Here is an 18,412-nt window from a genome sequence, read left to right as displayed (position 1 = left end):
ATCAAGGGGGCGCTGCATGCGGGGCTGGTCTTCGAAACTCAAAAAGCTGGCACTGGTGGTGCTGGCCGTGGTCTTCCCTGCCGGCGTCGGAACTGACGCGGCGGCGCAAACCCGCTTCGACGGCTGGGCGTCGGTCGTCGTGGCGGGTGATTGGCGAGATGGCTCGGGCAAGCCCATCGAAGCCTTTGACAATGCCCGCCGCGATCTTTCCCGTTCGATACTGAACGCGGGACTGCCGCAGTCCCTGCATGCCTCGGTCACCCTCAATCCCGCCAAGCCGGACAAGCTCAGCCCGACCGACGCGGTTAAGACGATCGAGGCCACGCTGACGCAAGGTGCGCGGGGGTGCCTGTTCTACTTCACGTCGCACGGCTCGCCCGGCAATCTGACCTTTGGCGACACGCGCGGGCTGTCACCGACAGATATGGCGGTGTTTCTGCGGCGATGGTGCGAGGGCAAGCCGACCGTACTGGTCCTGTCAGCCTGTTATTCAGGGTCTTTCGTTGACGCTCTTCGCGCCCCGAACAGGATGATCCTGACGGCCGCCAGACGCGACCGCAGCTCCTTCGGCTGTGGCGAGGGCGAAACCTATCCGTGGTTCGACGCCTGTTTTCTGGAAAGCCTGCCTGACGCCACGGACTTTCTGGACGCTGCCAACCGCACACGCCGCTGTGTGGCCACCCGTGAAAGCGCCGCAGAGATCACCCTGCCGTCCGAGCCCCAGATGTTCATCGGCGCCGAAATGCAAATCCGCCTGCCGACCCTGCGCTTCGCATCGCGGCAATGACGCGTGAGGGCGGACGCCGCCGCTCTACTGACGCGGATAGCAGCGGATCACGATCCGCTCGCGCTCGCCCTCAAAACGCTCGACCAGCAGGCGTGCGACCTGACTGTCGTCGTGGAACAGATAGCCCTTGATGGAATCAAGGAGGGCCTTGGCGAGATTGTCGAGGTCCATCCACGGCGGCTCACCGACGTGTTCCATTAAAATCTCCACCACGTGGTCACCCCACGTCGGGCGCGACTGCCACTCCTTACGCATGAACTCGTACACAAGTGGCTTGTAGTATTTTGCCTGCGTTGTCAGGCCATCAATCACGATCTCGACCGCGTCGCCCTGCTCCCGCGCACGTACCTTTCCGGTTCCGATCCAGCCTTGCGTCACGCGCTCATACCTTTTCCTTGGGTCAGTTCCCTTGCCCTGACGGCGGCAAGTGCTACACCCCCAACCAACTTCCCGCCACGTCTGAGAGTTCGTGATGAGCAACGTCCGTACCGAAACCGATACTTTTGGCCCTATCGAGGTCGCCGCCGACCGCTATTGGGGTGCCCAAGCCCAACGCTCGCTGGGTAACTTCAAGATTGGCTGGGAAAAGCAGCCGCTGCCGGTCGTCCGCGCCCTCGGCATCGTCAAGCGCGCCGCCGCTGAAACCAACCGCGATCTGGGCAAGCTGGATCCGGCACTGGCCGACGCCATCATCAAGGCTGCCAACGAAGTCATCGAAGGCAAGCTGAACGACCACTTCCCGCTGGTCGTGTGGCAGACCGGTTCGGGCACCCAGTCGAACATGAATGCCAACGAGGTCATCTCGAACCGCGCCATCGAGATCCTGGGCGGTGAAATGGGCTCGAAGAAGCCGGTTCACCCGAACGACCACGTCAACATGAGCCAGTCGTCGAACGACACCTACCCGACCGCAATGCACGTCGCTTGCGCCGAGCAGGTCGTCAACGACCTGATCCCGGCCCTGAAGCACCTGCACGCCGCGCTGGACACCAAGGCCAAGGCCTGGAACCACATCATCAAGATCGGCCGCACCCACACCCAGGACGCCACCCCGCTGACGCTGGGCCAAGAGTTCTCGGGCTATGCACAACAGGTCGCCAACGGCATCGAGCGCATCGAGCAAACCCTGCCGAAGCTGATGGAACTGGCCCAAGGCGGTACCGCCGTCGGCACCGGCCTGAACGCTCCGGTCGGTTTCGCTGAAAAGGTCGCCGAGAACATCGCCTCGATCACTGGCCTGCCGTTCACCACCGCTCCGAACAAGTTCGAAGCTCTGGCCGCCCACGACGCAATGGTCTTCTCGCACGGCGCGATCAACACGGTTGCCGCTTCGCTGTTCAAGATCGCCAACGACATCCGCTTCCTCGGTTCGGGCCCGCGTTCGGGTCTGGGCGAGCTGGCCCTGCCGGAAAACGAGCCGGGCTCGTCGATCATGCCGGGCAAGGTCAACCCGACCCAGTGCGAAGCCCTGACCCAAGTCTGCGCTCAGGTCTTCGGCAACCACGCCACCCTGACCTTCGCCGGTTCGCAAGGCCACTTTGAACTGAACGTGTTCAACCCGGTGATGGCCTACAACTTCCTGCAGTCGGTGCGTCTGGTTGCCGATGCTGCCATCAGCTTCACCGACAACTGCGTCGTCGGCATCGAGCCGCGTGAAGACAACATCAAGCGTGGCCTCGAAAACTCGCTGATGCTGGTCACGGCCCTGAACGGCAAGCTGGGCTACGACGCCTGCGCCAAGATCGCCAAGACCGCACACAAGAACGGCACCACCCTGCGTGAGGAAGCCGTTGGCGGTGGCTATCTGACGAACGAAGAGTTCGACCAGTACGTCCGTCCGGAAAACATGATCTCGCCGAAGTAAGCTTCGACAGACCATTCCATGAAGAAGCCCCGTCGGTTCATTCCGGCGGGGCTTTTTCTTGTCTCGCGCCATCCTTCGAACAGCGATAGGTTAGGTCAAAACAAGTACAAAATTAGTGAGGAAGCCCATGTCCATTATTGTCCACCATTCGCCGCAATCGCGCTCGACCCGCTTGTTGTGGCTTCTGGAGGAATTGGGCGCAGACTATCGGATCAACTACGTCTCGATCCGCCGCATGGACGGCTCGGGTCAGGCGGATGACGCCAATCCCCACCCGCTGAAACAGGTGCCTGCCATCGAAGTCGGAGGGCAGTTGCTGATCGAATCCACCCTGCTCTTCCCCTTCCTGACCGACCGTTTCCGCATCGCCAATCTGGCCCCTACGCCGACGCACCCGCGCCGTGCGGAATATATCTCTTGGTTGGGTCTGTATTCCGGCGTGCTGGAAACCGTGCTGTCCGCAGGCCCGCCCGAAACGTGGTCGCCCATCCAACAGCAAGCCTATGCAGAGTTGGACCGCCGCTGGAGCGCAGCGATCCAGAACGGCGGCTATATACTCGGCAACTTCTCGGCGCTGGATATCCTGTTTGGCAGCCTGTTGCAGTGGTTCCGCGGGGCCATGCCCGCAGGCGAGCCGTATGACAGCTATCTGGAGCGCATCAACCAGCGGCCGGCGCTGGCCCGTGCGCTCCAGAAGGACAGCCCGCCCGCGTAAGCGGGCTTAGGCCTTGGCGCGGATGGTGCGGCCCACCGGTGCCAGCGACAGCTTGGCCAGCTCCAGATTCTTCAGCCCGAACGGGATGCCGATGATGCTGATGAACTGGGGCACGGCCACCAGCACATGCCCGATGGCCAGATACCAACCGGCCAGAACCAGCCAGATGATGTTCATGCCGATGCCAAAGCAGCCGACGCCAACAATCGTGGCATCCTGCTCGCGCCAGACGATCTCGCGACCGAACGGCCAGAAGCTATAGGACGCAATTCGCCATGCACTGAACGCCCACGGTGCGCCAACCACCGTCAGCAGCAGCAGAAACCCGCCAAACAACCACGCGACACCCGTCGCAAAACCACCGGTGAAGAACCACAACAGGTTCAGGATCAGTCGAATGAGGGGCAATCAAGCGTCCTTTGCAAACAGCGGCAATCGCACATTTGCGACCACTGTTTTCATATTTGGGGAACGGATAGCGATTGGCAACGCTTGGCTCTAAGGTCTTTTCTAATCAGCGATAACCTTGGAACACCCATGCGCGCGATCCTTCGCCCACTGACTGTCATATCGATGGCCGCAAGTTTGGCGGCGTGCGGCACGCTTGACCGCCCTGAAGGCCCACTGCGACTGAACGATCCGAAGTCGCCGATTACCGCCGCACAGGCCCGCGCCAGCGTCGATGCCCGCGTCACCGACTTCCTCGGCGACTTCGGCAACCTTATGGCCAACCACCGCGTCACCAATATGCTGGCCCTGTCCGGTGGCGGTGCCAACGGTGCCTATGGTGGCGGTCTGCTCTATGGCTGGACCGAATCCGGCACGCGCCCCGTGTTTGATGTGGTCACCGGCGTGTCGACAGGTGCCTTGGCGGCTCCGTTCGCCTTCCTCGGTTCCGAGTGGGACGAGCAGCTACGCGAAGCCTATACCAGCGGCCAAACGGACAAACTGATCAGCGCGCGTAGCTTTGCGGCGGCCTTCAACCCCAGCCTGTTCTCTTCGCGCCGTCTTTTCGATCTGGTGGATTCTTACGTTACGCCCGAGCTGATGGCTGCCATCGCTGCCGAACACGCCAAGGGGCGTCGCCTGCTGGTCGTGACAACCAATCTGGATTCGCAGGAATCGGTGATCTGGGACATGGGCGTGATCGCCACGCGCGGCGATGAAGAGGCCCGCGAGCTGTTCAAGAATGTACTGGTGGCATCGGCATCCATCCCCGGCGTATTCCCGCCTGTGCTTCTGCCGGGCCTGACCGAAGACGGACAGATCGTCATGGAGATGCACGTCGATGGCGGGGTGAACGTGCCCTATCTGGCCGTACCGGAAGGGCTGATGCTGTGGACCGCACCCAATGGGGCATCCATGGCTGGCGGGGCCATGTATGTCGTGGTCAACGGACAATCAGGCCGCAACACCGGCACCACGCCGGGCCGCCTGTCCGGCATACTGGCCCGCACCTATGACAGTATGAGCAAGGCCTCCCTGCGCACCCATCTGGCGGTGACGGCGGGCTTTGCACGGCGCAACGGGCTGGAGATGTCCTTCACCGCCATCCCTGACAACGTACAGGCCTCTGCCCTCGCCTTTGATCAGGAATCCATGACCGCCCTGTTTGAGCTGGCTCGCCAGCGCGGTCGCGACGGCACCGCGTGGCGCAGGCTGGACGAAGACGATCCGTCCAAGGACTTCGTCCCGACCAACCGCGTGAGCGAGGAACAAATCCCCGAGCCGCTAAAGGTTGAAGAACAGCCCTCTGACAACAACAATGCCACGGGCCAAGGCCCTGCAGAATCCCCTGCGCCCGAAGACGAAGACAATGGCTGAGATCATCAACCTGAACCGCTTTCGCAAGCAGGTCGCCAAACAGCAGGACAAGGCGAAGGCCGAGGCCAACCGCCTCGCCTACGGGCGTTCAAAGGCCGAAAAGCTGAAAACGGACAAAGAACGCGCCCAGATCATCAGCCATGTGGACGGCCACAAGCTGACACCGGACGAGTGATTCAGGCCTTTGGTGCGCGGGCGATGAAAATCTGGCCCGCCAGCACTAGGGCCAATCCGGCCAGCGCCATCAGGCCAAAGCGCGCCCCCTCGAACACCACCGAAACCAGCATGGCAATCGGCGGCGTCAGGGCCGAAATATAGGCCGCCAGCGCATAGCCCTTGCTGCGGGCGAGGCTGAAATAAAGCCCGAACGTCAGCACCGATCCGACCAGCGACAGATAGAGCAGAGACAGGATGTAGCTGCCGCTCCATTCCACATGCCAACTACGACCGGAAACGACCGCATAGATCGCCAGCAGCGCCGTGCCATAGGCCATGGCCCATGCCGTCGCGGGCAGCACTGGCGCACCTGCCAGCTGGCCCCGCCACGCGAACCAGTTTCCCGTCGCCGAGGCCAGCACGGCGATGAAGCCGAATACAATGCCGACCAGAGCCCGATCGCCAAGATTGCCGCCTACCAGTTCGCCCCACGACAGCACCGCGACACCCAGAACGCCCAACAGCGCCCCGCCCCATGCGCCAAGGCTGGCCTTCTGGCCCGACAGAATGCGGAACAGGCCAAGGTTCACGAACGTCAGGGCGGCAAAGATGATGGCCACCACAGCCGAGGCCACGCGCTCTTCGGCGGCATAGACGAAATAATAGGAGACGGCGAAGGCGAACGCCCCCTGCCCCATGGAAGCCAAATGCTGTTTGCGGTTCAGCTTCAGGCTTTGCTTGGCCAGCATGGAAACAATGGCTAGACCGATGGCCGCAATCCCAAAGCGCAGAACAACCGATACCGCCGCATCTGCCGCGCCCAGCTGGAAGGTGATCGCATACCATGTCGTGCCCCAGACAAGGGCGCAGATGGCCACACTGCCATAGGCAGCCCACAGGGTCTGGACCTTGGTTTCCTGCGGTAACGGCTGGACTGTCGACATGGGAGGAGCGCCCGAACGGGATTTAAGGGGCGAGTTCATTACACCCATTTCCAAACAGCGCAGATTACAAATCCGGCACGTTAAAGGCATGAATGCGTTGTGTCGTCATGCCGCCAGCCGTGATGGTGCGGCACTCTATGGAAGACCAAGCCCTTCAGGTGGAGGTTTCGATGAAACTGGCGATTATCCCCGCGATCTCCATGTTGGCATTGGTTGCCTGCACGCCTTTGGAGCGCGGCCTCCCCGATCATATCGAAACTGTCATTCCCGTAGAGATCACGGCCACCTATCGCGAGCGCGTGGTTCTGCCTGCTGGCTCGACCTTGGTGGCCACCATCTCCGATGTCAGCCGTCAGGACGCCCCCGCCGCGATCGTTGCCGAACAACGGCTATCGCTGGATGGACTGCCCCCGCCCTACAGGGTGACGCTAGAGGTCAGCGATCCGGGCGATTTGCGAAATTCGACCCATCGTTACGCCGCCCGCGCCGAAATCCGTGACAGCGAAGGCAAACTGCGCTTCACAACCGATACGCATCATGGCGTGTTGACCCTCGGCCAACCCGCCTCTGCTTCCATCACCATGATCAGGGTCCCGCAATCCGTTGAGTAATCTGTCCAAACGCTCGGTTCTGCTGTCCGGCCACGCGACATCCGTTGCCCTGGAGCCGGAGTTCTGGGCCGTTCTGGATGCGATTGGCGAACACCTGAACCTGACCAAGGCCGAGCTGCTGATACGCATCGACGCATGGCGTGGACGCCGCCCGCTGGCGTCCGCCTGCCGCATTTTGGCGCTGCAATGGGCCAGCGGTGACCAGAGCTTTGCCGAAGCGGATTTGGACTGATTACGGATTATCCGTTTTGCGGGCCTGACTTTGGCCCATGTTCCGCTTATGTTTCACTCACGATTCCGCCGACCGAGTGAACTGTGACCGATCAGCCCCCCGTCCGTATCTCCGACCTCGCCCGCCCGCAGCTGCCGCAAGGCGCTGTGAAAGACTATCTGTCGGGTCTGAACCCCGAACAGCGCGAGGCGGTGGAAACGACCGAAGGGCCGGTTCTGGTTCTGGCCGGTGCGGGCACGGGCAAGACACGGGTGCTGACCACGCGCCTTGCCCACATTCTGGCGACGGGCCGCGCGCGTCCGTGGGAGATGCTGGTCGTCACCTTCACCAACAAGGCCGCGCGCGAGATGCGCGAGCGGATCGGCCATCTGATCGGGGATCAGGCCGAAGGTCTGCGCTGGCTCGGCACCTTCCACTCGGTCGCCGCGCAGATCTTGCGCCGCCATGCCGAACTGGTGGGCCTGCAATCGTCCTTCACCATCCTAGACACCGATGATCAGGAGCGGCTGCTGAAGCAGCTTCTGGAAGCGGCAAACGTCGATACCAAGAAGCACACGCCCAAATCGCTGGCCGCCGCCATCGACCACTGGAAGAACCGTGGCTGGACGCCCGAAAAGCTGCCGCCCAGCGAGGATTTCGCGGAGGGGCGCGGCAAGGCGCTCTACACCGCCTACCAGAACCGCCTGCGGACGCTGAATGCCTGCGATTTCGGCGACCTGCTGCTGCACAATCTGACGATCCTCAGCCAGAATGCCGATCTGGCCGAGGAATACCGCCGCCGCTTCAAATACATCCTCGTCGACGAGTATCAGGACACCAACGTCGCCCAATACCTCTGGCTGCGCCTGCTGACGTCCTCGACGGGCAATGTCTGCTGCGTCGGTGATGACGACCAGTCTATCTATGGCTGGCGCGGCGCAGAGGTGGACAACATCCTGCGCTTCGAAAAGGATTTTCCCGGTGCCAAGGTCATCCGTCTGGAGCAGAACTATCGCTCGACGGTGCATATTCTGGGTGCCGCCGGTGCGCTGATAGCGGCCAACAAGGAGCGTCTCGGCAAACAGCTCTGGACCGAGGACGAGAGCGGCGACAAGGTCCGCGTGCGCGGCTTCTGGGACGGCGACGCCGAAGCCCGCATGATCGTCGAGGAGGTCGAGGACGCGCGGCGTCGCGGCATCCCCTATCGCGACATCGCCGTGCTGGTGCGAGCCTCGTTCCAGATGCGGGCGTTTGAAGAGCGCTTCGTCATGCTGGCCATCCCTTACAAGGTGATTGGCGGCCCGCGCTTCTTCGAACGCGCCGAAATCCGCGATGCCCACGCGTACTTGCGCCTACTGCAATCCGAAAATGACGATCTGGCGTTTGAGCGCATCGTCAATGTTCCCAAGCGCGGCGTCGGAGACACCTCGGTCCAGAAGATCCTGCACATCGGCCGCGAGAATGGCGTTTCTGCCATGCAGGCCGTGCGCCATCTGATGCAGACAGACGAGCTGCCGGGCCGCACGCGCACGCCGCTGACCAACTTTGTGCGTGACCTCGACCGTTGGCGTGACCTGCTGAAGATGGGCACCCCGCACTGGCAGGTGATGGAGACCGTTCTGGAAGAGAGCGGCTATACCGACATGCAGAAGGCCGACCGGACCAGCGGCGCGACCCGTCTGGAGAACCTCAAGGAACTGGTGCAGTCGATGCAGCAGTTCGACAATCTCCAGTCCTATCTGGAACACGTCTCGCTGGTCATGGACCTTGAACGCAATGCGGACGAGGAGAGCAGCGACGGTGCCGTCCAGATCATGACCCTGCACGGGGCCAAGGGTCTGGAGTTCCCGCTGGTCTTCCTGCCTGGCTGGGAAGAAGGCGTATTCCCCAGCCAGCGCAGCATCGACGAAAAGGGCCTGAAGGGTCTCGAGGAAGAGCGCCGTCTGGCCTATGTCGGCGTGACCCGCGCCAAGCGCGATGCCCGTATCAGCTTTGCCGCCAACCGTATGGTCTATGGCCGCTGGACAACCCAGCTGCCCAGCCGATTTGTCGACGAACTGCCGATCGAGCACGTCGAGGTGGCGTCCGACACCGGCTATTACGGCGCGTCCCAAGGCATGAAGGACGCCCGCAGCCGTTGGGATGACGCCCCGACCTTCTCCGGCAGCTATGGCTCGCCCGGCTGGAAGCGCGGTCAGGCCAATGCCGCCAGCGCATCGAGCCAGCCCGCCTATGCCCGCCGCGCGGTCATCGAGGGCGAAGGCAAGCTGATCGCCTCTGCTGATCCCAAATCGGGCGCGGGCTTCAAGCGCGGCGACCGCGTCTTCCACCAGAAGTTCGGCTATGGCTCGGTGAAATCCACCGAGGGCAACAAGCTGATCGTCGCCTTCGACAAGGCGGGCGAGAAGAAGGTCATCGACACCTTCGTCGAGAAGGCCTGATCCACAAACTCGGAGAGCCCGACGCAAGCTTGGCTTTTCTTGTTTACCGCCGTTCGATAAGGCTTGGGCGTGATCCAAGCCGCCAAGCCATCATCGCATAACGAGGCCGACGCCGTTCCCGTCTGGGAACAGTGCGCGGCCTTCTATGTGCTGATGATGCTGACGGGGGCGCTGATCGGTCCCGTACTGGCCCCCGATCAGGTCGAGAACACCGCCCTTCGCCTGTTCTGGCTGCCCAGTTATGCCGTCACGGCGGGCCTGTGCCTGTTGCGATGGCGCGATCTGCTCAGGGTGTGGCCCGCGGTCGGGTTGGTCGTGCTGATGGCGCTTTTGGCCTTCGCCTCGAAATACTGGTCTATCGATCCCGAAACCACCCAGCGGCGCGTGATCGCCCTGTGCGTCAACACCGCCTTTGCCACCTATCTGGGTGCGCGGTACCGCGGCGTCGCCCTGCCCCGCCTTCTGGCGATGGCGGGACTATGGATGGGCGTTCTGTCGGTGCTGTTCGTCGTCCTTCTTCCGCACATCGGCGTGCACCATGGCGTCAATGACGGGCTGTGGCGGGGCATCTGGTACGAGAAGAACCAGATGGGACTGGTCATGGTCGCCTGCGCCGTCGGGTCTGCCTCATGGCTGGCGGCGGGATCGAACCGGCCCAAGCTGGCGGTCGGTATTCTGGTCCTCTGCTCAGGCTTGGCCTTGGCGACGGCGTCCAAAACCTCGCTGGTGTGCCTGATGCTGGGACTAGGAACCGTGCTGGCGCTGGCGGTCATGCGCCGTGGCGGGCCTGTGCTGACGATCATCACCATCTGGTGCGGCGTGGTCGTAGCGGGCCTTGGCTGGTGGTTATGGACGACGGATTCCGCCGCCATTCTGGCCCTGCTGGGCAAGGACCCGACCCTGACAGGCCGTACCGATATATGGGCCGCCGTCGGCAGAGCCTCGGAACAGCATCCCGCCCTCGGCTATGGCTACAACGCCTTCTGGGGCAAGGATTCGGTACCCGCCAATTGGATACGCCACAGTACGGGCTGGGACGTGCCGTCGGCCCACCACGGCTGGCTCGACATACTGCTAGAACTGGGCTGGACGGGCGCACTACTCGCGGGGACCGTCACGGCTTTGAGCGTCCTCATCCACCTGCTTCGAATGGGTGGATACGGTGCCCGCGAGGGTTGGTGGTCCCTCGCCTATCTGGGCATCTTCATCATGCTCAGCCTGTCGGAAAGCGTGGTGATGACCGCACAGAACCTGCCATGGGTCCTGACCGTCGCTGCGTTGGCACGCGCCTTCGACAAGGCTCCGCTCAATAGGTCTTAAACCGCGAATAGAGCCACAAGCCGCAGATAACGATGGCTACGCCCACAAAGCCCCACATTGCCATCACGCCGTCCGACGCCTCCAGGAAGGCCGTCTGATAGGGATGCTCGGCCTTCGTCGCCGCATCGAACACCCACCAGCGGTCCGAGCCGCGCACCGCTGCGCCCCTGCGGATCATCTCGCCACCCAAACGCTCGGCCATCATCGGCCTGACGATGGCGTTCAGCAGGACGGTGACGCCCAGCGGGCCCAAAACGGCAAGCCCCCAAGGATCAAGGCATTTGCGGCGGACGTAATCCCACCCCGCTTGGAAAATCTGGCGCATTCTGTCCGACATACCGCGCCGAACGCCCCGCCACCCTGAAAGGTTCACAGGTGTAGTGCGTCAGGTGTCAACGTGGCCTGTCCCCCGTTGTGGACCATTAATCCACCCCCGCTTGCACCCCATGGCTTATCGTCCTAGGTGACCTCGATCCGAATCGCCGCAGACTGACCTGATGGACCTCTTTTCCCAGTTGAATGACGACCAGCCCGAGCCCAAGCCCGAGCCGAAGAAAGAAGCTCCGGTCGAGGTAAAGGCAGCACCGCCTGCCCCCACGCCCGCCGCTCCGGCCGCCAAGGCTCCCGTTGCTGCTCCGGCGTCTGCTGGCGCGGCCAGCGCCGCACAGGCAACCGGCTATTCGGCAGAGTCGATCGAGGTTCTGGAAGGTCTTGAGCCCGTCCGCAAACGCCCCGGCATGTACATCGGCGGCACGGACGAGCGCGCGCTTCACCACCTGTTCGCCGAAGTGCTCGACAACGCGATGGACGAAGCCGTCGCCAAGCACGCCAAGCTGATCAAGGTTGATCTGGACGCCGACGGCTATCTGTCGGTTCAGGACGACGGTCGCGGTATTCCGGTCGATCCGCACCCGAAACATCCGGGCAAGTCGGCGCTGGAAGTCGTCATGACGGTGCTGCACTCGGGCGGCAAGTTCTCGGGCAAGGCCTATGAGACGTCGGGCGGTCTGCACGGCGTGGGTGTTTCGGTGGTGAACGCCCTGTCCGAACGCCTTGAGGTCACGGTCTGGCGCGACGGCTTTGAATGGCGGCAGAATTTCAGCCGCGGCATCGTTCTCGGACCGATCGAACAGGTCGGCCCCTCGAAGAAAAAGGGCACACGCATCCGCTTCAAGCCGGATGAGGAAATCTTCGGCGCCGGTGCGACGTTCAAACCCGCCCGCCTGTTCCGCATGGCCCGTGCCAAGGCCTATCTGTTCCGTGGCGTGGAAATCAAATGGACCTGCGCGCCGGAACGTATCACCGACCAGACGCCAGCCTCGGCCACCCTGCACTTCCCCGGTGGTCTGGCCGATGCTCTGGCCGAGCGCGTGGGCGAACTGGAAACCGTCACCCCCGTCTTTGCTGGACGTGTCGAGCGCAAGGGCGAGGCCGGTGCGCTGGAATGGGCCGTCACATGGTCGCCCATCGGTTTCGGTGACAGCGACAGCTTCGTTGCCTCCTACTGTAATACGGTTTCGACGCCCGACGGCGGCACCCACGAGGCGGGCTTCCGCGCGGCACTGGTCAAGGGCCTGAAGGCCTATGGCGAGCTGATCAATGAAAAACGCGCCGCCCAGATCACCGCCGAAGATGTGATCGCCAATGCCGGCGCCCTGATCTCGATCTTCATCCGCAATCCGGAATTCCAGGGCCAGACGAAAGACCGTCTGTCCTCGCCGGAAGGTCACAAACTGGCCGAGCAACTGCTTCGCGACCCGTTCGACCTGTGGCTGACCGAAAGCCCGAAACAGGCCAACGCCCTGCTGAACTTTGTCATCGACCGTGCCGAGGACCGTCTGCGCCGTCGTAAGGACAAGGAAGTCCAGCGCGCCGCCGCCACCCGCAAGCTGCGCCTGCCCGGCAAGCTGGCCGACTGCTCGCGTCAGGCCGCCGAAGGCACCGAACTGTTCATCGTGGAAGGTGACTCCGCAGGTGGCTCGGCCAAACAGGCCCGCGACCGCACGACGCAAGCCATCCTGCCCCTGCGCGGCAAAATCCTGAACGTGGCTTCGGCCACGGCGGACAAGCTGCGCGCCAACGTCGAACTGACCGACCTGATGCTGGCACTGGGCGTTCAGGCCGGTACGCGCTTCAGCGTCGATGACCTGCGCTATGAGCGCGTTGTCATCATGACCGACGCCGACGTGGACGGCGCGCACATTGCGGCGCTGCTGATCACCTTCTTCTATCGCTCGATGCCGGACCTGATCCGTCAGGGCCGTCTGTATCTGGCACTGCCGCCGCTGTACCGCATTCAGGCGGGTCCGCTGTCGGAATATGCCCGCGACGAGGCCCACCGCGACGAGCTGCTGGCCACGGTATTCAAGGGCAAGAAGTTCGAGATCGGCCGCTTCAAGGGTCTGGGCGAGATGATGGCGTCCCAGCTGAAAGAGACGACCATGGACCCGAAGAAGCGGACCCTGGCCCGCGTCTCCCTGCCCGCCAGCGAGGAAGAGATCGAGGATCTGGTCGAACGCCTGATGGGTCGCAAGGCCGAGGCGCGCTACCAGTTCATTCAGGAAAACGCCCAGTTCGCCCAAGACGTCCTGGACGTGTAAGCTCGGCTATAATCCACCGCAGAACCCGGAGCCGCCCCCTGTCGGGCGGCTCTTTTTGTTCGGCATCGCACAATTGCGCGCATTTTCATTGTTCTAACTCGCCGAAACCCTTATTCTATAGAAATGACTAAGCGCTGGACCCCAGATTCCTGGAGACAAATGCCCGCCCTGCACATGCCGGCGGACTATCCCGACGCGGCCGAACTGGCCCGCGTAGAAGACGAGCTGCGGGCGATGCCGCCCCTCGTTTTTGCGGGCGAAGCGCGTCGCCTTACCCAGCAACTTGCACAGGTCGAGGCCGGTAACGCCTTCCTGCTGCAGGGGGGTGACTGTGCCGAGAGCTTCAAGGAATTCTCGGCGGACAATATTCGCGACACCTTCCGCCTGATCCTTCAGATGGCCGTTGTGCTGACCTTTGCCGGTCGCAAGCCTGTGGTGAAGGTGGGCCGTATCGCGGGCCAGTTCGCAAAGCCGCGCTCCTCGCCCGTCGAGGAAATCGGTGGCGTTGAACTGCCGTCCTATCGTGGTGACATCATCAACGGCATGGGCTTCACGCCGGAAGAGCGTCTGCCCGACCCGAACCGCCTGCTGAAGGCCTATCACCAGTCGTCGGCGACGCTGAACCTGCTGCGCGCGTTTGCGGGCGGCGGCTATGCCGACCTGTACAACATCCACCGCTGGACGCTGGGCTTCGCCGACAATGGCGCGGGCGCGGCCTATCGCGAGCTGGCCGAAAAAATCACCGAAGCGCTGGCCTTCATGGAAGCGGTTGGCGTTACGCCGCAAACCCACCCTGATCTGTCGCGCGTCGAGGTGTTCACCAGCCACGAAGCCCTGCTGCTGAACCTCGAACAAGCCCTGACCCGCGTGGACAGCGGCTCGGGCGAGTGGTTCGACACCTCGGCCCACATGCTGTGGATCGGCGAGCGCACCCGTCAGCTGGACGGTGCGCACGTAGAGTTCATGAAGGGTATCTCCAACCCGATCGGTGTGAAGTGCGGCCCGACCATGACGCCGGACGACCTTCTGCCGCTGATCGACGCGCTGAACCCGAACAATATTCCGGGCCGCCTGACCCTGATTGGCCGCTTTGGCCACGACAAGGTCGGCGAGCGCCTGCCTGCGCTGATGCGTGCGGTCAAGGCCGAGGGCAAGCGCGTGATCTGGTCGATCGACCCGATGCACGGCAATACGCTCAAGGCCGCCAACGGCTATAAGACGCGTCCCTTCGACCGCGTGATGGGCGAGGTTCGCAGCTTCATCGACGTGGCCGAGGCCGAGGGCGTCCACCCCGGCGGTGTCCACCTCGAAATGACCGGCCAGAACGTCACCGAATGCCTCGGCGGTGCCCAGCCCGTCACCGAAGACGATCTGTCTAGCCGTTACCACACCCATTGCGACCCGCGCCTCAACGCGGATCAGGCTCTGGAACTGGCCTTCCTCGTCGCTGAACGTCTCAAAGACGGTCGCAAGGCCCAGTCCGAAGCCGCATGACCGACACGACCGAAGACGTCCGCCCCGCGCGCATCTCTTACCAGGGTGCGCCGGGTGCGTTCAGCCATGAAGCCTGCCTCGACCTGCGCCCGTGGGACATCCCCGTCGCCTATGAGACGTTCGAGGAAACCATCGCAGCCGTCGTCAGCGGCGACTGCGATCTGGCGCTGATCCCGCTGGAAAACACCACGGTCGGCACGGTTGAACCGGCTGCCACCCTCGTGCGTGAAGCGGGGCTTGAGCCTTTGTCAGAAGCGTGGCGGCCTATCCGTCACGCCCTGTTGGCCCTGCCCGGTGCAAGGCTTTCGGACATCCGCACGGCGGAAAGCCACCCCATCGCGCTTCAGCAATGCACCGAAAACCTGAAGGCGCTGCGGATCGAACCCGTGGTGGTTTTCGATACCGCAGGTGCCGCCCGCGATGTCTCCGAAGCAGGTGATATTCACCGCGCCGCCGTCGCCCCCGCCCGTGCGGCAGAGGTTTATGGTCTGGAGATTTTGCGCAACGATCTTCAGGATTACAGCGACAACCGCACGCGTTTTGTCCTTTTAGGACCACCAAAGGGTTGACCACGCACAAAGTTTGCGTGTTTAAGAACCCGTCGGATCAATCCTGATCCAGAAACCGGACCCGAAAATGTCGTCTCTGAACGCACAATTCGACCTTGCAACCGCTTCGTTCGAAGTGGCCGGTTTCTATTATGGCTTTAGCTATTACGGCTTTCGATACGCCGGCTGAGGCGTTGGGACACTCCGTCTCCTGACAGCTTCGCCGGCGACCGCCTCCCCCAAGAGCGGCACTGCGCCGATGCGCGCTTTCTCCCCATCGAAACACCGAATTTCAAAGCTATTGCCATGACCGCTACCCTGCAAAAATCCCTGCCCGTCGAGGTGACCGAGTTGACTGCCGAGCAACAGGCCCTGTCGGCCCTCCGCGCTGAAATCGACAGCATTGACGATCAGATCCTCGAGCTGTTCGAGCGCCGTCTGGCCATCGCCGCACAGGTCGGCAAGGCCAAGGATGCCCCGACCGGCCCGCACACCAAGCTGCGCCCCGACCGCGAACAGGCCGTGCTGTCGCGCCTGACCGAAAAGGCCCAGCCGGAAAACAAACAGGCCGTCTCTGCCCTTTGGCGCGAGATCGTGGGTTGGGGCCTTGCCCGCCAAGGCCGTCTGCAAGTTCAGGTCTATGCCCCCGTTGACGGTGCCCGCGCCATGGACGCCGCCCGCACCCGCTTCGGTGCCGCCGCCGACATCCGCGTGGTGTACAGCGCAGAGACCGCCCTGAAGCACGCCGCAGAGGGCAATGGCGTTTCGGTTCTGGCCATCAATGGCGACGAACCGTGGTGGATTGGCCTGCGTAAGGAATGGTCGATGCTCAGCGTCTTCGAGGGTCTGGGTGGTCGCGACAACCCGACGGCTCTAGCCGTGGGCAAGATCGACCCGCCGGCCCTGCCGACCGGTCGCCGCGTGACGGTGACTGCTGGTGGCGATGCCGATCACGGCTCGGGTGCCCGTCGCTGGGGCCTGAAAACCCACCACGGGTGGACGCTGGCCCTGACCGAAGCCGAGCTTACGGTCGGTGACGACAGCGGCTGCATCGGTGCCGTCATCTAAAAGCTGTATGCGGCGTTAACCACGTCGCAAGGTTACGTGACGAGAGTGGGATCATGCGAACTGTATCCATGCGTCCCCTCTCCGCGTTTTTGTTCACCGCCTTGGCACTGGCGGCCTGCGATGGCACGGCAGCACAGGACGGTGGATCCCGCTATCAGCAGATGGCCGAGAATGTCGCGACCATCCCGCTGCAACCCCAAGGCAGCGCACAGGGCGGATCGCCCGTTTCGCTTCCGCTTCTTCCCGCCCGCGAGACACCGAATAATTCGCCCCTCAGGGTCGAACTGCTGTCTCCACACCAACTGTGGGACCAGCGTAACGGGCCGCTGAAAGTACCGGAAATCGAGGTCGCCGAGGGCACCACACGCCCCGTCCCCGTTCTGGTGAGCAGCACGACAGCACCCGCTGCCCCTACCCCCGCAGCCCCGTCGGCCCCCACTTCGCGCACCGCGTCACCGCTGGAGTTCCGCACCATCCAACTGGGCGCATTCAGCAGCGAGGACGCCGCCCGCGCCGCGTGGCAGCGCATTCTGAACGGCCCCAATGGCACCTCGGTCGAGGGGCTTTCGCCACAATATGAACCAGCGGACGTCAACGGTCGCCAACTGGTCCGGCTACGGGTGATCGCCCGTCAGGACAGGGCACAAACCCTTTGTGCAACAGTGGCTTCTGCCGATCCGTGGTGTGCCCGATCTGCGGCTACAGCGACGCCTTCCACAATCTTCCATTAAGCTTTCATTGACGATTTGGGCAGTTGCCACGATCCTCCCGCTTAACAGCAGGGCCCTCGCTTTTGAGTCGCGCCCGTCCTGAAAGTGGGTTCTCAACATGGCGCAGCCTCTGGTCATCGTCATCGGCAATGAAAAAGGCGGAGCGGGTAAATCCACCCTCGCCATCCATATTGCCACGGGCCTGCTCCACGCGGGCAAGAAGGTCGCTATCATCGATCTGGACCTTCGCCAGCGTTCGATGGAGCGTTTCTTTGCCAACCGTAAGATCTGGCTGGCCGCGAACGGCCACGACCTGCCCCAGCCCTATGTCCCCGACATGGGCGACGGCAAGGCACTGGCCAAGGCCGAACCGGCCGAACAACTGGCCAAGTTCGAGGAAGCCTTCAACGACGCCGTCCCGCACGCCGAGGTCATCCTGATCGACACCCCCGGCGGTGACACCACCCTTTCGCGCGCCGCACACGCCCGAGCCGACCAGATCGTCACCCCGATGAACGACAGCTTCGTCGATTTCGACCTTCTGGGTCAGGTCGATCCGGTCACGCTCGAACTGCAAAAGCCGTCGATTTATTCGGAAAGCGTCTGGGAAGCCCGCAAGCAGCGCGCCATCGAACAGGGCCGTCAGGCCACCATCGACTGGCTGGTCGTGACCAACCGCCTGCAAGGCGTGCACGCCCGCAACCGCGACCGTCTGGAAGAGCGTATGGGCAAGCTGGCCAAGCGCGTCGGCTTCCGCGTCGGTCCGGGCCTGCGCGAGCGCGTGATCTACCGCGAACTCTTCCCCTTCGGCCTGACCGTGGCCGACCTGTCGGACGAGGTGAAGCCGGTGTCGATCACCATGTCGCACATTTCGGCCCGTCAGGAACTGCGCGGACTGATGGCAGACATGGGTCTGGAAGACAACGGCGCACCGCTGATCGAAGCGGCCTAATTACGGCATGCTGCTGATTGGGCTGGGCCTTGCGGCCGTCGCGCTGTGGGTATTGGTCCGGTTAGGCAAACAGACCGAAAAGGCCCGCAGCGGGCATTGGCGCATATCGGCGACCCTATTGGGCGGCACCTGTTTTGCGGGAGCCGTCCTTTCCGTTGCACGTGGCA

Annotated in this window: 19 protein-coding genes; 15 read left to right on the top strand and 4 right to left on the bottom strand. The window is 63.0% G+C overall.

Annotation, left to right across the window (positions count from 1 at the left end; translation table 11 throughout):
- Positions 1-16 precede the first annotated feature (16 nt).
- Positions 17-787, top strand: a complete 771-nt coding sequence (locus tag Q0Y42_RS10570; protein ID WP_297803470.1) for a C13 family peptidase — start codon at positions 17-19, stop codon at positions 785-787.
- A gap of 24 nt (positions 788-811) precedes the next feature.
- Here Q0Y42_RS10570 and Q0Y42_RS10565 read toward each other — a convergent pair whose 3' ends face one another.
- Positions 812-1,165, bottom strand: a complete 354-nt coding sequence (locus Q0Y42_RS10565; protein WP_297803467.1) for a RusA family crossover junction endodeoxyribonuclease — start codon at positions 1,163-1,165, stop codon at positions 812-814.
- A 94-nt stretch (positions 1,166-1,259) separates the two neighbouring features.
- Between Q0Y42_RS10565 and fumC the strand changes: the two genes are divergently transcribed.
- Together fumC and Q0Y42_RS10555 are read left to right on the top strand one after the other, a co-directional pair.
- A complete protein-coding gene (gene fumC, locus Q0Y42_RS10560; protein WP_297803465.1) occupies positions 1,260-2,651 on the top strand; it encodes a class II fumarate hydratase in 1,392 nt (463 codons plus the stop codon).
- Positions 2,652-2,778: 127 nt separating this feature from the next.
- A complete protein-coding gene (locus tag Q0Y42_RS10555; RefSeq protein ID WP_297803463.1) occupies positions 2,779-3,366 on the top strand; it encodes a glutathione S-transferase in 588 nt (195 codons plus the stop codon).
- Positions 3,367-3,372: 6 nt separating this feature from the next.
- Here the strand turns inward: Q0Y42_RS10555 and Q0Y42_RS10550 are convergent, their stop codons facing one another.
- Complete coding sequence (locus Q0Y42_RS10550) at positions 3,373-3,765, bottom strand: YccF domain-containing protein (protein WP_297803494.1); 393 nt, start codon at positions 3,763-3,765, stop codon at positions 3,373-3,375.
- 174 nt (positions 3,766-3,939) lie between these two features.
- On the opposite strand from Q0Y42_RS10550, the gene Q0Y42_RS10545 reads away from it, so the two are divergent.
- Positions 3,940-5,190 (top strand): patatin-like phospholipase family protein, encoded by a 1,251-nt coding sequence (locus tag Q0Y42_RS10545; protein WP_297803461.1) that lies wholly within the window; start codon positions 3,940-3,942, stop codon positions 5,188-5,190.
- Positions 5,183-5,365, top strand: a complete 183-nt coding sequence (locus tag Q0Y42_RS10540; protein ID WP_297803459.1) for a DUF4169 family protein — start codon at positions 5,183-5,185, stop codon at positions 5,363-5,365. The genes Q0Y42_RS10545 and Q0Y42_RS10540 overlap by 8 nt, the downstream gene beginning before the upstream one ends.
- A 1-nt stretch (position 5,366) precedes the next feature.
- On the opposite strand, the gene Q0Y42_RS10535 is transcribed toward Q0Y42_RS10540, so the two are convergent.
- Positions 5,367-6,290 (bottom strand): EamA family transporter, encoded by a 924-nt coding sequence (locus Q0Y42_RS10535; RefSeq protein WP_297803457.1) that lies wholly within the window; start codon positions 6,288-6,290, stop codon positions 5,367-5,369.
- A 92-nt stretch (positions 6,291-6,382) separates the two neighbouring features.
- On the opposite strand from Q0Y42_RS10535, the gene Q0Y42_RS10530 reads away from it, so the two are divergent.
- The 4 genes from Q0Y42_RS10530 (at position 6,383) to Q0Y42_RS10515 (ending at position 10,873) form a co-directional block, all read left to right on the top strand.
- On the top strand, positions 6,383-6,901 hold the full coding sequence (locus Q0Y42_RS10530; RefSeq protein WP_297803455.1) for a YbaY family lipoprotein: 519 nt from the start codon (positions 6,383-6,385) through the stop codon (positions 6,899-6,901).
- Complete coding sequence (locus tag Q0Y42_RS10525; RefSeq protein ID WP_297803452.1) at positions 6,894-7,133, top strand: ribbon-helix-helix domain-containing protein; 240 nt, start codon at positions 6,894-6,896, stop codon at positions 7,131-7,133. The genes Q0Y42_RS10530 and Q0Y42_RS10525 overlap by 8 nt, the downstream gene beginning before the upstream one ends.
- An 83-nt stretch (positions 7,134-7,216) precedes the next feature.
- A complete protein-coding gene (locus Q0Y42_RS10520) occupies positions 7,217-9,553 on the top strand; it encodes a UvrD-helicase domain-containing protein (RefSeq protein WP_297803450.1) in 2,337 nt (778 codons plus the stop codon).
- Positions 9,554-9,622: 69 nt separating this feature from the next.
- Positions 9,623-10,873 (top strand): O-antigen ligase, encoded by a 1,251-nt coding sequence (locus Q0Y42_RS10515; protein WP_297803448.1) that lies wholly within the window; start codon positions 9,623-9,625, stop codon positions 10,871-10,873.
- On the opposite strand, the gene Q0Y42_RS10510 is transcribed toward Q0Y42_RS10515, so the two are convergent.
- Complete coding sequence (locus Q0Y42_RS10510; protein WP_297803446.1) at positions 10,860-11,198, bottom strand: hypothetical protein; 339 nt, start codon at positions 11,196-11,198, stop codon at positions 10,860-10,862. The two genes, Q0Y42_RS10515 and Q0Y42_RS10510, sit on opposite strands and share 14 nt — an antisense overlap.
- 172 nt (positions 11,199-11,370) lie before the next feature.
- Here Q0Y42_RS10510 and parE point away from each other — a divergent pair, with 172 nt between their 5' ends.
- The 6 genes from parE (at position 11,371) to Q0Y42_RS10480 (ending at position 18,245) form a co-directional block, all read left to right on the top strand.
- Positions 11,371-13,473 (top strand): DNA topoisomerase IV subunit B, encoded by a 2,103-nt coding sequence (gene parE, locus Q0Y42_RS10505; RefSeq protein WP_297803444.1) that lies wholly within the window; start codon positions 11,371-11,373, stop codon positions 13,471-13,473.
- Positions 13,474-13,596: 123 nt separating this feature from the next.
- Positions 13,597-14,967, top strand: a complete 1,371-nt coding sequence (locus Q0Y42_RS10500; protein WP_297803442.1) for a class II 3-deoxy-7-phosphoheptulonate synthase — start codon at positions 13,597-13,599, stop codon at positions 14,965-14,967.
- Complete coding sequence (locus tag Q0Y42_RS10495; protein ID WP_297803439.1) at positions 14,964-15,536, top strand: prephenate dehydratase domain-containing protein; 573 nt, start codon at positions 14,964-14,966, stop codon at positions 15,534-15,536. Before Q0Y42_RS10500 ends, Q0Y42_RS10495 begins: the two co-directional genes overlap by 4 nt.
- A 285-nt stretch (positions 15,537-15,821) precedes the next feature.
- Positions 15,822-16,583 (top strand): chorismate mutase, encoded by a 762-nt coding sequence (locus Q0Y42_RS10490; RefSeq protein WP_297803436.1) that lies wholly within the window; start codon positions 15,822-15,824, stop codon positions 16,581-16,583.
- 68 nt (positions 16,584-16,651) lie between these two features.
- Positions 16,652-17,314, top strand: coding sequence for an SPOR domain-containing protein (locus tag Q0Y42_RS10485; protein ID WP_297803434.1), 663 nt, complete (start codon positions 16,652-16,654; stop codon positions 17,312-17,314).
- Between the two features lie 97 nt (positions 17,315-17,411).
- Entirely contained in the window at positions 17,412-18,245 is an 834-nt protein-coding gene (locus Q0Y42_RS10480; RefSeq protein WP_297803432.1) for a division plane positioning ATPase MipZ, read from the top strand.
- The last annotated feature ends 167 nt before the right edge of the window (positions 18,246-18,412 follow it).

The sequence above is a fragment of the uncultured Brevundimonas sp. genome, assembly GCF_947305955.1.
In the GTDB taxonomy this organism is placed as follows: Bacteria; Pseudomonadota; Alphaproteobacteria; order Caulobacterales; family Caulobacteraceae; genus Brevundimonas.
Note: the sequence above shows the minus strand (reverse complement) of the source record. Positions and strands in the feature narration are given on the sequence as shown.

What these genes read in the sequence shown, in the direction of transcription:
- Q0Y42_RS10570 (WP_297803470.1), top strand. Translation starts at nt 17, where the DNA reads ATGCGGGGCTGGTCTTCGAAACTCAAAAAGCTGGCACTGGTGGTGCTG.
- fumC (WP_297803465.1), top strand. Translation starts at nt 1,260, where the DNA reads ATGAGCAACGTCCGTACCGAAACCGATACTTTTGGCCCTATCGAGGTC.
- Q0Y42_RS10555 (WP_297803463.1), top strand. Translation starts at nt 2,779, where the DNA reads ATGTCCATTATTGTCCACCATTCGCCGCAATCGCGCTCGACCCGCTTG.
- Q0Y42_RS10545 (WP_297803461.1), top strand. Translation starts at nt 3,940, where the DNA reads ATGGCCGCAAGTTTGGCGGCGTGCGGCACGCTTGACCGCCCTGAAGGC.
- Q0Y42_RS10540 (WP_297803459.1), top strand. Translation starts at nt 5,183, where the DNA reads ATGGCTGAGATCATCAACCTGAACCGCTTTCGCAAGCAGGTCGCCAAA.
- Q0Y42_RS10535 (WP_297803457.1), bottom strand. Translation starts at nt 6,290, where the DNA reads ATGTCGACAGTCCAGCCGTTACCGCAGGAAACCAAGGTCCAGACCCTG.
- Q0Y42_RS10530 (WP_297803455.1), top strand. Translation starts at nt 6,383, where the DNA reads ATGCGTTGTGTCGTCATGCCGCCAGCCGTGATGGTGCGGCACTCTATG.
- Q0Y42_RS10510 (WP_297803446.1), bottom strand. Translation starts at nt 11,198, where the DNA reads ATGCGCCAGATTTTCCAAGCGGGGTGGGATTACGTCCGCCGCAAATGC.
- parE (WP_297803444.1), top strand. Translation starts at nt 11,371, where the DNA reads ATGGACCTCTTTTCCCAGTTGAATGACGACCAGCCCGAGCCCAAGCCC.
- Q0Y42_RS10500 (WP_297803442.1), top strand. Translation starts at nt 13,597, where the DNA reads ATGACTAAGCGCTGGACCCCAGATTCCTGGAGACAAATGCCCGCCCTG.
- Q0Y42_RS10495 (WP_297803439.1), top strand. Translation starts at nt 14,964, where the DNA reads ATGACCGACACGACCGAAGACGTCCGCCCCGCGCGCATCTCTTACCAG.
- Q0Y42_RS10490 (WP_297803436.1), top strand. Translation starts at nt 15,822, where the DNA reads ATGACCGCTACCCTGCAAAAATCCCTGCCCGTCGAGGTGACCGAGTTG.
- Q0Y42_RS10485 (WP_297803434.1), top strand. Translation starts at nt 16,652, where the DNA reads ATGCGTCCCCTCTCCGCGTTTTTGTTCACCGCCTTGGCACTGGCGGCC.
- Q0Y42_RS10480 (WP_297803432.1), top strand. Translation starts at nt 17,412, where the DNA reads ATGGCGCAGCCTCTGGTCATCGTCATCGGCAATGAAAAAGGCGGAGCG.